11 protein-coding genes and 1 other annotated feature (1 of these 12 only partly in view) are annotated in these 13777 nt (G+C 56.7%); of the genes, 8 read left to right on the forward strand and 3 right to left on the reverse strand.

Annotated elements, in window-relative coordinates:
* Positions 1-29, forward strand: a sequence feature (Thr leader region) (it extends 89 nt beyond the left edge of the window).
* Positions 30-53: 24 nt separating this feature from the next.
* From thrA to WM95_RS03685, 4 genes are all read left to right on the forward strand, one after another.
* Complete coding sequence (gene thrA / locus WM95_RS03670; RefSeq protein ID WP_063408254.1) at positions 54-2516, forward strand: bifunctional aspartate kinase/homoserine dehydrogenase I; 2463 nt, start codon at positions 54-56, stop codon at positions 2514-2516.
* A 1-nt stretch (position 2517) separates the two neighbouring features.
* Positions 2518-3447 (forward strand): homoserine kinase, encoded by a 930-nt coding sequence (gene thrB, locus WM95_RS03675; RefSeq protein WP_023310337.1) that lies wholly within the window; start codon positions 2518-2520, stop codon positions 3445-3447.
* Positions 3448-3450: 3 nt separating this feature from the next.
* Entirely contained in the window at positions 3451-4737 is a 1287-nt protein-coding gene (gene thrC / locus WM95_RS03680; protein WP_063408255.1) for a threonine synthase, read from the forward strand.
* 303 nt (positions 4738-5040) lie between these two features.
* Positions 5041-5343, forward strand: a complete 303-nt coding sequence (locus WM95_RS03685) for a DUF2502 domain-containing protein (RefSeq protein WP_023310339.1) — start codon at positions 5041-5043, stop codon at positions 5341-5343.
* Between the two features lie 31 nt (positions 5344-5374).
* Here WM95_RS03685 and yaaA read toward each other — a convergent pair whose 3' ends face one another.
* Positions 5375-6148 carry a peroxide stress protein YaaA gene (yaaA, locus tag WM95_RS03690; RefSeq protein WP_063408256.1) on the reverse strand — a complete coding sequence of 258 codons (774 nt, stop codon included), beginning with the start codon at positions 6146-6148 and terminating at the stop codon, positions 5375-5377.
* A gap of 66 nt (positions 6149-6214) precedes the next feature.
* Entirely contained in the window at positions 6215-7645 is a 1431-nt protein-coding gene (locus WM95_RS03695) for an alanine/glycine:cation symporter family protein (RefSeq protein ID WP_063408257.1), read from the reverse strand.
* Between the two features lie 262 nt (positions 7646-7907).
* Here WM95_RS03695 and tal point away from each other — a divergent pair, with 262 nt between their 5' ends.
* The 3 genes from tal to WM95_RS03710 all read left to right on the forward strand — a co-directional run bounded on the left by tal (position 7908) and on the right by WM95_RS03710 (position 11003).
* Positions 7908-8861, forward strand: a complete 954-nt coding sequence (gene tal, locus WM95_RS03700; RefSeq protein WP_023310342.1) for a transaldolase — start codon at positions 7908-7910, stop codon at positions 8859-8861.
* A 110-nt stretch (positions 8862-8971) separates the two neighbouring features.
* Positions 8972-9559: a molybdopterin adenylyltransferase gene (mog, locus tag WM95_RS03705; protein WP_063408258.1), complete on the forward strand. Its 588-nt coding sequence runs from the start codon at positions 8972-8974 to the stop codon at positions 9557-9559.
* Positions 9560-9680: 121 nt separating this feature from the next.
* Positions 9681-11003: an MFS transporter gene (locus WM95_RS03710; RefSeq protein ID WP_088544639.1), complete on the forward strand. Its 1323-nt coding sequence runs from the start codon at positions 9681-9683 to the stop codon at positions 11001-11003.
* Here WM95_RS03710 and satP read toward each other — a convergent pair.
* Positions 10980-11546: an acetate uptake transporter gene (gene satP / locus WM95_RS03715; protein ID WP_023334461.1), complete on the reverse strand. Its 567-nt coding sequence runs from the start codon at positions 11544-11546 to the stop codon at positions 10980-10982. The two genes, WM95_RS03710 and satP, sit on opposite strands and share 24 nt — an antisense overlap.
* 296 nt (positions 11547-11842) lie before the next feature.
* Between satP and dnaK the strand changes: the two genes are divergently transcribed.
* Positions 11843-13756, forward strand: coding sequence for a molecular chaperone DnaK (gene dnaK, locus WM95_RS03720; protein ID WP_008502041.1), 1914 nt, complete (start codon positions 11843-11845; stop codon positions 13754-13756).
* The last annotated feature ends 21 nt before the right edge of the window (positions 13757-13777 follow it).

Raw genomic sequence — 13777 nt, forward strand, 5'->3', positions numbered from 1 at the left:
CGCACCTGAACAGTGCGGGCTTTTTTTTCGGCTAAAGGAAACGAGGTAGAACCATGCGAGTGTTGAAGTTCGGCGGTACATCAGTGGCAAATGCAGAACGTTTTCTGCGTGTTGCCGATATCCTGGAAAGCAACGCCAGGCAGGGGCAGGTTGCTACCGTGCTCTCTGCCCCGGCAAAAATCACGAACCATCTGGTGGCGATGATTGAAAAAACCATCGGTGGCCAGGATGCACTTCCGAACATCAGCGACGCAGAGCGTATCTTCGCTGACTTACTGCAAGGGCTGGCAGAGGCGCTGCCTGGCTTCCCGCACGCTCAACTGAAGTCCTTCGTTGAGCAGGAGTTCGCGCAAATCAAACACGTCCTGCACGGCATCAGCCTTCTCGGCCAGTGCCCGGACAGCGTCAACGCGGCGCTGATCTGCCGGGGCGAAAAACTCTCTATCGCCATCATGGCCGGCGTGCTGGAAGCGCGCGGCCATAGCGTGACCGTAATCGATCCGGTTGAAAAACTGCTGGCGGTGGGCCACTACCTCGAATCCACCGTTGATATTGCCGAATCAACCCGCCGTATCGCCGCCAGCAAAATTCCGTCTGACCATATGATCCTGATGGCAGGCTTCACCGCCGGTAACGAGAAGGGCGAGCTGGTGGTGCTGGGCCGTAACGGCTCCGACTACTCCGCCGCCGTGCTGGCCGCCTGTTTACGCGCGGACTGTTGTGAAATCTGGACTGACGTCGACGGCGTTTATACCTGTGACCCGCGCCAGGTACCGGACGCCAGGCTGCTGAAGTCGATGTCGTACCAGGAAGCGATGGAGCTTTCCTACTTTGGCGCCAAAGTGCTTCACCCGCGTACCATCTCCCCTATTGCCCAGTTCCAGATCCCTTGCCTGATTAAAAACACCGGTAACCCGCAGGCGCCGGGCACGCTGATTGGCGCGAGTACCGATGAAGACGGTTTGCCGGTCAAAGGCATCTCCAACCTCAACAACATGGCGATGTTCAGCGTCTCCGGTCCGGGGATGAAGGGGATGGTCGGCATGGCGGCGCGCGTCTTTGCTGCTATGTCCCGCAACGGTATCTCGGTGGTGCTGATTACCCAGTCTTCTTCCGAATACAGTATCAGCTTCTGCGTGCCGCAGGCCGACTGCCTGCGCGCCCGCCGCGCGCTGGAGGACGAGTTCTACCTGGAGCTGAAAGAAGAGCTGCTGGAGCCGCTCGCCATTCAGGAGCGTCTGGCGATTATCTCCGTGGTCGGCGACGGCATGCGCACGCTGCGCGGTATCTCCGCCAAGTTCTTTGCCGCGCTGGCGCGCGCCAATATCAATATCGTGGCGATTGCCCAGGGCTCGTCAGAGCGTTCAATTTCTGTTGTTGTGGACAACGATGACGCCACCACCGGCGTACGCGTGGTTCACCAGATGCTGTTCAACACCGACCAGGTTATCGAACTGTTCCTGATTGGCGTCGGCGGGGTGGGCGGCGCGCTGCTGGACCAGGTGAAGCGTCAGCAGGAGTGGCTGAAGAAGAAACATATCGATCTGCGCGTCTGTGGGATTGCCAACTCCAGAGCGTTGCTGACCAATGTGCATGGCCTTAACCTGGAAAACTGGCAGGCCGAGATGAACGAGGCGAAAGAGCCGTTCAACCTGGGGCGCCTGATCCGCCTGGTGAAAGAGTATCATCTGCTTAACCCGGTGATCGTCGACTGTACCTCGAACCAGACGGTGGCCGATCAGTACGCCGACTTCCTGCGCGAGGGGTTCCACGTGGTGACGCCGAACAAAAAGGCCAACACCTCGTCGATGGATTACTATCACCAGCTGCGTCTGGCGGCGAGCAAGTCGCGCCGCAAGTTCCTGTACGACACCAACGTGGGCGCGGGCCTGCCGGTTATCGAGAACCTGCAGAACCTGCTGAACGCCGGCGACGAACTGCAGCGTTTCTCCGGCATTCTCTCCGGCTCGCTGTCGTTTATCTTCGGCAAGCTGGATGAGGGGATGAGCCTGTCGGAAGCCACCCGCGCCGCGCGCGAGCTGGGCTATACCGAGCCGGATCCGCGTGACGATCTCTCCGGTATGGACGTGGCGCGCAAGCTGCTGATCCTCGCCCGTGAAACGGGCCGTGAGCTTGAGCTTTCCGATATCGTGATTGAACCCGTGCTGCCAGCAGAATTTGACAGCAGCGGTGATGTCGCTGCATTCATGGCAAATTTGCCGCAGCTTGACGACGCTTTTGCCGCTCGCGTTGCGAAAGCCCGTGATGAAGGTAAGGTATTGCGCTATGTTGGCAACATTGAAGAAGATGGCGTGTGCCGGGTGAAGATTGCCGAAGTGGATGGCAACGACCCGCTGTACAAAGTCAAAAACGGCGAAAACGCCCTCGCGTTTTACAGCCACTATTATCAGCCACTGCCGCTGGTGCTTCGCGGCTATGGCGCAGGGAACGATGTTACGGCGGCGGGTGTGTTTGCCGATCTGCTGCGTACCCTGTCATGGAAGTTAGGAGTTTAACATGGTCAAAGTTTATGCCCCGGCTTCCAGCGCGAATATGAGCGTCGGATTTGACGTGCTGGGCGCGGCGGTGACGCCGGTGGATGGTTCACTGCTGGGCGATACGGTCACGGTGGAAGCGGCAGACAGCTTCAGCCTGAATAACGTGGGCCGCTTCGCCAGCAAACTGCCGTCAGACCCGCGCGAGAATATCGTCTATCAGTGCTGGGAACGCTTCTGTCAGGAGATCGGTAAAAACGTGCCGGTTGCCATGACGCTGGAAAAAAGTATGCCGATTGGCTCGGGTCTGGGTTCCAGCGCCTGCTCGGTGGTCGCCGCGCTGGTGGCGATGAACGAGCACTGCGGCAAGCCGCTAAACAACAACCGCCTGCTGGGGTTGATGGGCGAGCTGGAAGGGCGCATCTCCGGCAGCATTCACTATGACAACGTGGCGCCGTGCTTCCTCGGCGGCATGCAGCTGATGATCGAAGAAAATGGCATCATCAGCCAGCAGGTGCCAGGGTTTGATGAGTGGCTGTGGGTGCTGGCCTATCCGGGCATTAAGGTCTCTACCGCGGAAGCGCGTGCGATCCTGCCCGCGCAGTATCGTCGTCAGGACTGTATCGCCCACGGGCGTCATCTGGCGGGCTTTATCCACGCCTGCTACACCCGTCAGCCGCAGCTGGCGGCGAAGCTGATGAAGGACGTCATTGCCGAGCCGTACCGCACGAAGCTGCTGCCGGGCTTTAACGAGGCGCGACAGGCATCCATGGATATCGGCGCGCAGGCGTGCGGCATCTCCGGCTCCGGCCCGACGCTGTTCGCCCTGTGCGACAAGCCTGACACCGCGCAGCGCGTGGCGGACTGGCTCTCTAAACACTACCTGCAAAATCAGGAAGGCTTTGTTCATATTTGCCGTCTGGACACGGCTGGCGCACGAGTACTGGGATAATTAATGAAACTCTATAACCTTAAAGATCATAACGAGCAGGTCAGCTTCGCGCAGGCGGTAACTCAGGGGCTGGGCAAAAATCAGGGGCTGTTCTTCCCGCATGACCTGCCGGAATTCCAGCTGACCGACATCGACGAGCTGTTGAAACAGGACTTCGTCACCCGCAGCACCAAAATTCTGTCTGCGTTTATCGGCGACGAAATTCCGCAGGAGCTGCTGGAAGAGCGCGTGCGTGCGGCGTTCGCTTTCCCGGCGCCGGTGAAGCAGGTTGAGCCTGACGTTGGCTGCCTGGAGCTGTTCCACGGCCCGACGCTGGCGTTTAAAGACTTCGGCGGCCGCTTTATGGCGCAGATGCTGACCCACATCAGCGGCGACAAACCGGTGACCATCCTGACCGCGACCTCCGGAGATACTGGTGCGGCGGTGGCGCATGCCTTCTACGGCCTGAAAAACGTCCGCGTGGTGATCCTCTATCCGAAAGGCAAAATCAGCCCGCTGCAGGAAAAACTGTTCTGTACGCTCGGCGGCAACATTGAAACCGTGGCAATTGACGGCGATTTCGATGCCTGCCAGGCGCTGGTCAAGCAGGCTTTCGACGACGAAGAGCTGAAGGTGGCTCTGGGTCTGAACTCTGCTAACTCCATCAACATCAGCCGTCTGCTGGCGCAGATTTGCTACTACTTCGAAGCGGTGGCGCAGCTGCCGCAGGAAGCGCGCAACCAGCTGGTGATCTCCGTGCCGAGCGGTAACTTCGGTGACCTGACGGCAGGTCTACTGGCGAAATCCCTGGGTCTGCCGGTGAAACGCTTTATCGCAGCGACCAACGCCAACGACACCGTGCCGCGCTTCCTGAAAGACGGGAAGTGGGCGCCGAACGCTACGCAGGCGACGCTCTCCAACGCGATGGATGTGTCACAGCCGAACAACTGGCCGCGCGTGGAAGAGCTGTTCCGCCGTAAGATCTGGCGTTTGGGTGACCTGGGTTACGCCGCGGTGACGGATGAAACCACCAAAGAGACCATGCGCGAGCTGAAGGCGGTGGGGTATACCTCTGAACCGCACGCGGCGATTGCCTACCGCGCGCTGCGCGACCAGCTTAACCCGGGTGAATATGGCCTGTTCCTGGGCACCGCGCATCCGGCGAAGTTCAAAGAGAACGTAGAAGCGATCCTGGGCGAAACGCTGCCGCTGCCGAAAGAGCTGGCCGAGCGCGCCGACCTGCCTCTGCTGTCACATGAGCTGCCGGCAGATTTTGCCGCGCTGCGTAAGCTGATGATGACCCGCGCGTGATTGTGTTGCCCGGTGGCGGCTACGCCTTACCGGGCTTACAACGACCACGACGACCTAATCGTAGGCCGGGTAAGCGCAGCGCCACCCGGCAATCGCAACACCGATCTCTATGCCGGGTAAGGCGAAGCCGCCACCCGGCTTTTTTATGGAGAAATTAAGGAGAGAAAAAGCAGGAAAAAAGCAGAAATTCCCAATAAATGCGGTCACTTAGCCTTTAGGATTGCAGAGAATAACATCCCCCGTTCCCCTCGCGTAATCTCCTTACATCGGCCCACGTTGGGCAAGAAGAATAAGGAGTCACCTGTGTCTACACTGAAACCTGCACTCATCGCGCTTTCACTGGTGCTGGCCGCCCCCATGGCGGTTCAGGCATCTGAAATTACCCTCGTACCGGCGGTTAAACTGCAGATTGGCGACCAGGATAACAACGGTCATTACTGGGACGGCGGCCGCTGGCGCGACCACGACTGGTGGAAGGCGCATTATGACTGGCGTGATAACCACTGGCGTCCACATGATGAGCATCGTAAACACGACGATCGTCACGATGACCATCATCACGATGACCACCGCGACGATCGCGGCCCGGACTGGAAACACCACTAATGCAAAACCCCGCCAGCTGGCGGGGTTTGTTTTACTGCTCGTGGCGCTTAAACACCAGCTCGCCTTTCCCTGACGCTTCTTCGTCAAAGAAATAGCCTTCGCTGTTGAAGGCGGTTAGCTGCTCCGGCTTCGTCAGGCGGTTCTGGATAATATAGCGGCTCATCAGGCCACGCGCTTTCTTGGCGTAGAAGCTGATCACTTTGAACTTGCCGTTCTTCTCGTCAAGGAATACCGGCTTGATGATGTCGGCATCCAGTTTTTTCGGCTTCACCGACTTGTAATATTCATCGGACGCCAGGTTAATCACTACGTTATCGCCCTGTGCACGCAGCGCCGCATTAAGCTTGTCGGTAATGATATCGCCCCAGAAATGGTACAGATCTTTGCCTTTGGCATTTTCCAGGCGAATCCCCATCTCCAGACGATACGGCTGCATCAGATCCAGCGGGCGCAGTACGCCGTACAGTCCCGACAGCATGCGCAGATGCTGCTGGGCAAAATCGAAATCGGCTTCGCTAAAATCTTCCGCCTGCAGGCCGGTGTAGACATCACCTTTAAACGCCAGAATCGCCTGGCGAGCGTTCGCCGGGGTGAAATCCGGGTGCCACTCGTGAAAGCGGGTCGCGTTAAGATCGGCCAGCTTGTCGCTGATGCTCATCAGCGAGGCGATTTGCGGCGCAGAGAGCTTACGCGCTTCGCGGATCAGCTGTTGCGAGTAGTCCAGCAGTTCAGGCTGGGTATAGCGCTCGGTGGCGAGCTGGCTCTGGTAGTCGAGCGTTTTTGCAGGTGAAATCAGAATCAGCATATCCAGTCCTTGCAGGAAATTTAGAGCGACTTTAGCAAAAAATCGCCCTGAATTGATCGATAGCTGTTATTGCCGCGGCAAATCATCCCACGTGCCGGGGGCAAGCTGCGCCTTAACGTCGGGATAGCGGGCGGGATCAAATACCGGCGGAACGCCGAGTTTGCGCTGACGCAGATAGTCTCTGGCAATCAGGGTCACAACGGGTGAGAGCAGCAGGATAGCGGTGAGGTTCGTGATCGCCATCAGCGCCATAATGATATCGGCCAGCTGCCAGACCAGCGGCATACTGAGGAAGGAGCCAGCGATGATCATCAGAATGACCGCGAGACGCAGGGTTCCGATTGCGGCGCGGGAGTCGAGTTTCAGGAAAATAAGGTTATTTTCGGCGTAGAGGTAATTCACCACAATCGAACTGAAGGCAAACAGCACCAGGACGAGCGAGACAAATCCTGCTCCCCAGCCGCCGGTCAGGTTCACCAGCGCCTGCTGGAGAAGCTGTATCCCGGCGGTACCAGAAGTATGCGGGACGGGGCCTGCCAGCAGCAAAATCATGGCGCTGGCGGAGCAGATGATAATGGTATCGGTAAAGACGCCAATCATCTGCACAATGCCCTGTGCCGCCGGGTGTGGCGGCCAGGAAGAGGCGGCAGCGGCCGCGTTGGGGGTTGACCCCATTCCGGCTTCATTGGAGAACATGCCCCGCTGAAAACCCGCCATCAGCGCCTGGCTGAAGGTGTAGCCCAGCGCCCCGGAGGCCACCTCGCGCCAGCCAAAAGCGCTTTTGACGATGGTCGCAATCACGCCCGGCACCTGGTCGATATGCAGTGCGGCGACGAACAGGCTCGCGACAACCCAAAGCAGCGCCATAACGGGAACCAGCCACTGCATCAGGCGGGCGATGCCCCTGAGACCGGCTGAAATGGTGAGCAAAACGACGAGGGCTAACACGATACCGGCGATCCACTCCGGGCAGGAGAAGGCATAGCGCAGGGCATTGGCGACAGAATTTGCCTGGACGGTATTAAAAATAAGGCCGTACGCGAGCAGTAAAAAAAGCGAGAACAGAACGCCCATCCAGCGCATCCCTAAGCCACGCGCCATGTACCAGGCAGGACCTCCGCGAAACTGGCCGTTTTTATCTTTCTCTTTATACAGCTGGGCGAGCGAACTTTCCGCAAAGGAGGTGGCCATCCCGAGTAGCGCCGTTACCCACATCCAGAAGACCGCACCTGGCCCACCGGCGCTGATGGCCAGCGCAACGCCCGCCAGATTCCCGCTGCCGAGGCGTGCCGCCAGGCTGGTACAGAGTGCCTGGAACGACGTTAATCCGCCCGGCTGGGGCGTAACGCTGTTTTTCAGACTTCTGCCAAACTTGCGAATATAACGAAACTGGATAAACCCACTGCGTAGCGTAAACCAAATACCTGCTCCCAGAAGCAGGTAAATCATTATCGAACCCCACAGGACTTCGTTAATAAAGAAAAAGAAATCAGGCATTAACGTCCCTCTTGTTGATGCCAAAGTGAATATGTAAGCGCTACCACTGATTGGGCATGCTGTTGCTTAGCAGCCTGTTAATCTTCCGAGTTTACCATACTCTACCTAAGCGCACTGTCTGCGGTTGCGCTGCCTCTCACTCGTGTTATCATCAGGGCAGACCGGTTACATCCCCCTAACAAGTAAACCTGTCATTTTTCCGCTGCAGGCATGCTGTCGGTAGCGTGAATTATCCAGGGCACGTTAAAAGAGAAACACTATCATGACGGATAAATTGACCTCCCTTCGTCAGTTCACCACTGTCGTAGCTGACACCGGAGATATCGCGGCAATGAAGCTGTACCAGCCGCAGGATGCCACAACCAACCCTTCTCTGATCCTTAACGCCGCACAGATCCCTGAGTATCGCAAACTGATTGACGACGCAGTGACCTGGGCGAAAGCACAGAGCAACGATCGCGCGCAGCAGGTTGTGGATGCCACCGACAAGCTGGCAGTGAACATCGGTCTGGAAATCCTGAAGCTGGTTCCTGGCCGTATCTCTACCGAAGTGGATGCACGTCTCTCCTACGACACCGAAGCGTCTATCGCGAAAGCGAAACGCCTGATCAAAATGTACAACGACGCTGGCATCAGCAACGACCGTATCCTGATCAAACTGGCTTCTACCTGGCAGGGTATCCGCGCGGCAGAGCAGCTGGAAAAAGACGGTATCAACTGTAACCTGACCCTGCTGTTCTCCTTCGCGCAGGCGCGTGCATGTGCAGAAGCAGGCGTATACCTGATTTCTCCGTTCGTGGGCCGTATTCTGGACTGGTACAAAGCCAACACCGATAAGAAAGAGTACGCGCCGGCTGAAGATCCAGGCGTGGTTTCTGTTACTGAAATCTACGAATACTACAAACAGCACGGCTATGAGACAGTGGTTATGGGCGCAAGCTTCCGTAACGTCGGAGAAATCATCGAGCTGGCTGGCTGTGACCGCCTGACCATCGCCCCTGCGCTGCTGAAAGAGCTGGCAGAAAGCGAAGGTACCATCGAGCGTAAGCTGTCCTACACCGGTGAAGTGAAAGCACGCCCAGAGCGCATCACTGAATCCGAGTTCCTGTGGCAGCACAACCAGGATCCAATGGCTGTAGACAAGCTGGCGGACGGTATCCGTAAGTTTGCTGTTGACCAGGGCAAACTGGAAAAAATGATCGGCGACCTGCTGTAATCATTCTGCGTGACCGGGTTCCCGGTCACGCGACTTCTTTCGTACCCTGTCTGAATCTCCTCTCTGCGTGTATCATTCCCTTTAATCAGTACTTTTTGAATGGAATGGATATGAATACCTTACGCATCGGCTTAGTGTCGATTTCTGACCGCGCCTCCAGCGGCGTTTACCAGGATAAAGGCATCCCTGCTCTGGAAGAGTGGCTTGGCAGCGCGCTGACCACCCCCTTCGACATTCAGACCCGCCTGATCCCTGACGAACAGCCGATCATCGAGCAGACGCTCTGCGAGCTGGTGGATGAGATGAGCTGCCACCTTGTTCTGACGACGGGCGGAACCGGCCCCGCGCGCCGCGACGTGACGCCGGACGCAACGCTGGCGATCGCCGATCGTGAAATGCCGGGCTTCGGCGAACAGATGCGCCAGATCAGTCTACACTTTGTTCCGACGGCCATTCTTTCCCGCCAGGTGGGAGTGATCCGCAAACAGGCGTTAATACTTAATCTGCCGGGCCAGCCGAAATCAATTAAAGAGACGCTGGAAGGGCTGAAGGCGGAAGATGGCAGCATCCTCGTTCACGGCATCTTTGCGAGTGTACCGTATTGTATACAGCTGCTTGACGGCCCCTATGTGGAAACCGATGAGAAAGTAGTAGCAGCTTTTCGCCCGAAAAACGCACGCCGCGAAACAATCTCCTGAAATTAACCAATATGTGGCATTAGCTGAAGCGGCGATAGCGTGGTAAAGCTTTTACGGTATAGTAATTTTTTCTTTACGATTGCTGTAAAAATAAATCCACAACACACGCAAATGGTTCGCTATGTCACATAACACCCGACCTCTGAATCGACAGGACTACAAAACCCTCACGCTCGCGGCCTTAGGCGGCGCGCTGGAGTTTTACGACTTCATCATCTTTGTTTTCTTCGCCGCCGTGGTGGGAGAACTCTTCTTCCCGGCGGATATCCCGGAATGGCTGCGTCAGGTGCAAACCTTCGGCATTTTTGCCGCCGGATATCTGGCGCGTCCGCTGGGCGGCATTATCATGGCCCACTTTGGCGATCTGGTCGGGCGCAAGAAGATGTTTACCCTTAGCATTCTGCTGATGGCCGTGCCGACGCTGGCCATTGGTCTGCTGCCCACCTATGCCTCGATGGGCATCCTTGCTCCGTTGCTGCTGTTGCTGATGCGCGTCCTTCAGGGCGCGGCGATTGGCGGTGAAGTGCCGGGCGCATGGGTGTTTGTCGCGGAGCATGTTCCGGCGCGCCGCATTGGTATCGCCTGCGGAACCTTAACCGCGGGGTTAACGGTAGGGATGTTGCTTGGTTCCGTCGTCGCGACAATTGTAAACACCAGCATGACCCAGCAGGCCGTGCACGACTGGGGCTGGCGTATTCCGTTCCTGCTGGGCGGGGCGTTTGGTCTGGTCGCGATGTACCTGCGCCGCTGGCTGCAGGAGACGCCGATTTTCCTCGAGATGCAGCAGCGCAAGGCGCTGGCGCAGGAGCTGCCGGTGAAGGCGGTCGTGGTACGCCATAAAAAAGCGGTGGTGGTGTCGATGCTGCTCACCTGGCTGCTCTCGGCGGGCATTGTGGTGGTGATATTGATGTCCCCGGTGTGGCTGCAAAAGCAGTACGGTTTCGCTCCTGCCGTGACGCTACAGGCGAACAGTATCGCGACAATCATGCTCTGCTTTGGCTGCCTGGCCGCCGGGCTGGCGGCAGATCGTTTCGGTGCCAGCGTTACCTTTATCGTCGGCAGCCTGTTACTGGCCGCATCAAGCTGGGCGTTTTACCATCTGGCGGGCAGCCATCCTGAACAGCTGTTCCTGCTGTACGGCACGGTAGGGCTGTGCGTGGGCGTTGTCGGGGCGGTACCGTACGTGATGGTCCGCGCGTTCCCGCCGGAGGTACGCTTCACCGGGATCTCATTTTCCTACAACGTGTCGTATGCCATTTTTGGCGGGCTGACGCCGATTGCGGTGACGGTGCTGATGGGCGTGTCGCCGATGGCGCCAGCCTGGTATGTACTCGCGCTCTCGCTGATGGGGCTGGTATTAGGATTTTGGCTTCGTCAGGCGGGGGGATGTCGTGCCCGCGAGGCGGGCACGACAGAGGGATCAGTGTTTTTCACCAATCGGTAGAATGGTGCGGTCAAACTGCTCGTTCAGCACTTCACCCATTGCGAGGTAGATAGCGCTTGCGCCGCAAACCAGACCAATCCAGCCTGCAACATGAACGATGCCTTCGTTATCCACCAGGTGACCGATCGCCAGCAGGGCGAACAGTACGGTCAGGCTCAGGAAAACGAACTGCAGCATGCGGTTACCTTTCAGGGTACCGAAGAACATGAACAGGGTGAAGACGCCCCACAGGCCCAGGTAAACGCCCAGGAAGTGGGCGTTTGCCGCGTCTGCCATGCCCATTTTAGGCAGCAGCAGAATGGCAACCAGGGTCAGCCAGAAAGAACCGTAAGAGGTGAAGGCGGTTAAGCCGAAGGTATTGCCTTTCTTATATTCCAGCAGGCCCGCGAAGATTTGCGCGATACCGCCGTAAAAAATACCCATCGCCAGGATGATGCCATCCATCGGGAACATCCCGATATTGTGCAGGTTCAGCAGGATAGTGGTCATGCCAAAACCCATCAGGCCCAGCGGAGCCGGATTAGCCAACTTAGTGTTGCCCATAAGTCCTCAAAAAAATCATCATTAATATGGTGAAATGGTTAAACCCGCGTCAATACTCCCTGACGGGGCGCGGCATCATAATGGGCGCTATCGATGGCGTCTATGATCTCATCAGGGTGAAATTAAAATTTTTTTTATGCTTGCCCCTTGATGGATGCCGTCGCGACCCCATCTTGTAGTCAACCGCAGTGTGTGGACCTGAAAAAAATCAAATCTGGGCAGTTGAAAAAGCACGTTCTGCCCTTATTACAGGTACACAACCACATGTTGACTGAATTTTTAGTGGAGACGTTTAGATGGGTAAAATTATTGGTATCGACCTGGGTACTACCAACTCTTGTGTAGCGATTATGGATGGCACTACTGCACGCGTGCTGGAGAACGCCGAGGGCGATCGCACCACGCCTTCTATCATTGCTTATACCCAGGATGGTGAAACTCTGGTTGGTCAGCCGGCTAAACGTCAGGCAGTGACAAACCCGCAAAACACCCTGTTTGCGATTAAACGCCTGATCGGCCGCCGCTTCCAGGACGAAGAAGTTCAGCGTGACGTTTCCATCATGCCTTACAAAATCATCGCGGCAGATAACGGCGATGCATGGCTTGATGTGAAAGGCACCAAAACGGCACCACCGCAGATTTCTGCTGAAGTGCTGAAAAAAATGAAGAAAACCGCTGAAGATTACCTGGGTGAGCCGGTAACTGAAGCTGTTATCACCGTTCCTGCATACTTCAACGATGCTCAGCGTCAGGCAACCAAAGATGCTGGCCGTATCGCAGGTCTGGAAGTAAAACGTATCATCAACGAACCAACCGCTGCTGCACTGGCTTACGGTCTGGATAAAGAAGTTGGCAACCGTACTATTGCGGTTTACGACCTGGGTGGTGGTACCTTCGATATCTCTATTATCGAAATCGACGAAGTTGACGGCGAAAAAACCTTCGAAGTTCTGGCAACCAACGGTGATACCCACCTGGGTGGTGAAGACTTCGATACCCGTCTGATCAACTACCTCGTTGACGAGTTCAAGAAAGATCAGGGCATTGACCTGCGTAACGATCCGCTGGCCATGCAGCGCCTGAAAGAAGCCGCTGAGAAAGCGAAGATCGAGCTGTCTTCCGCTCAGCAGACCGACGTGAACCTGCCGTACATCACCGCAGACGCGACCGGTCCTAAACACATGAACATCAAAGTGACCCGTGCGAAACTGGAAAGCCTGGTAGAAGACCTGGTGAACCGTTCTATCGAGCCGCTGAAAGTTGCTCTGCAGGACGCTGGCCTGTCCGTGTCTGATATCAACGACGTTATCCTCGTTGGTGGCCAGACCCGTATGCCAATGGTGCAGAAGAAAGTGGCTGAGTTCTTTGGTAAAGAGCCACGTAAAGACGTTAACCCGGACGAAGCGGTGGCAATCGGCGCTGCGGTTCAGGGTGGCGTATTGACCGGTGAAGTGAAAGACGTACTGCTGCTGGACGTTACCCCGCTGTCTCTGGGTATCGAAACCATGGGCGGTGTGATGACTGCGCTCATCAACAAAAACACCACCATCCCAACCAAGCACAGCCAGGTGTTCTCTACCGCTGAAGACAACCAGTCTGCGGTAACCATCCATGTGCTGCAGGGTGAGCGTAAGCGTGCGGCGGATAACAAATCTCTGGGTCAGTTCAACCTGGACGGTATTAATCCGGCACCGCGCGGCATGCCGCAGATCGAAGTGACCTTCGACATCGATGCTGACGGTATCCTGCACGTATCTGCGAAAGACAAAAACAGCGGTAAAGAGCAGAAGATCACCATCAAGGCATCTTCTGGCCTGAACGAAGCGGAAATCGAAAAAATGGTTCGCGATGCCGAAGCTAACGCGGAATCCGACCGTAAGTTCGAAGAGCTGGTTCAGACCCGCAACCAGGGTGACCATCTGCTGCACAGCACCCGTAAGCAGGTTGAAGAAGCAGGCGATAAGCTGCCAGCGGAAGACAAGACTGCTATCGAAGCTGCACTGAGCGCGCTGGAATCCTCACTGAAAGGTGAAGATAAAGCGGACATCGAAGCGAAGATGCAGGAACTGGCGCAGGCTTCTCAGAAGCTGATGGAAATCGCTCAGCAGCAGCACGCTCAACAGCAGGCGGGCGCTGACGCTTCGGCGAACAACGCGAAAGACGACGACGTTGTCGACGCTGAGTTCGAAGAAGTTAAAGATAAAAAATAATCGCCCTGATGCAGGGTAATT

Origin of the sequence: Enterobacter cloacae complex sp. ECNIH7 (genome assembly GCF_002208095.1) — a bacterium.
Classification (GTDB): domain Bacteria; phylum Pseudomonadota; class Gammaproteobacteria; order Enterobacterales; family Enterobacteriaceae; genus Enterobacter; species Enterobacter cloacae_M.

Excerpts from the sequence above, each read along its gene's own strand:
- thrA (WP_063408254.1), top strand. The coding sequence starts at position 54 with ATGCGAGTGTTGAAGTTCGGCGGTACATCAGTGGCAAATGCAGAACGT.
- thrB (WP_023310337.1), top strand. The coding sequence starts at position 2,518 with ATGGTCAAAGTTTATGCCCCGGCTTCCAGCGCGAATATGAGCGTCGGA.
- thrC (WP_063408255.1), top strand. The coding sequence starts at position 3,451 with ATGAAACTCTATAACCTTAAAGATCATAACGAGCAGGTCAGCTTCGCG.
- yaaA (WP_063408256.1), bottom strand. The coding sequence starts at position 6,148 with ATGCTGATTCTGATTTCACCTGCAAAAACGCTCGACTACCAGAGCCAG.
- WM95_RS03695 (WP_063408257.1), bottom strand. The coding sequence starts at position 7,645 with ATGCCTGATTTCTTTTTCTTTATTAACGAAGTCCTGTGGGGTTCGATA.
- tal (WP_023310342.1), top strand. The coding sequence starts at position 7,908 with ATGACGGATAAATTGACCTCCCTTCGTCAGTTCACCACTGTCGTAGCT.
- mog (WP_063408258.1), top strand. The coding sequence starts at position 8,972 with ATGAATACCTTACGCATCGGCTTAGTGTCGATTTCTGACCGCGCCTCC.
- WM95_RS03710 (WP_088544639.1), top strand. The coding sequence starts at position 9,681 with ATGTCACATAACACCCGACCTCTGAATCGACAGGACTACAAAACCCTC.
- satP (WP_023334461.1), bottom strand. The coding sequence starts at position 11,546 with ATGGGCAACACTAAGTTGGCTAATCCGGCTCCGCTGGGCCTGATGGGT.
- dnaK (WP_008502041.1), top strand. The coding sequence starts at position 11,843 with ATGGGTAAAATTATTGGTATCGACCTGGGTACTACCAACTCTTGTGTA.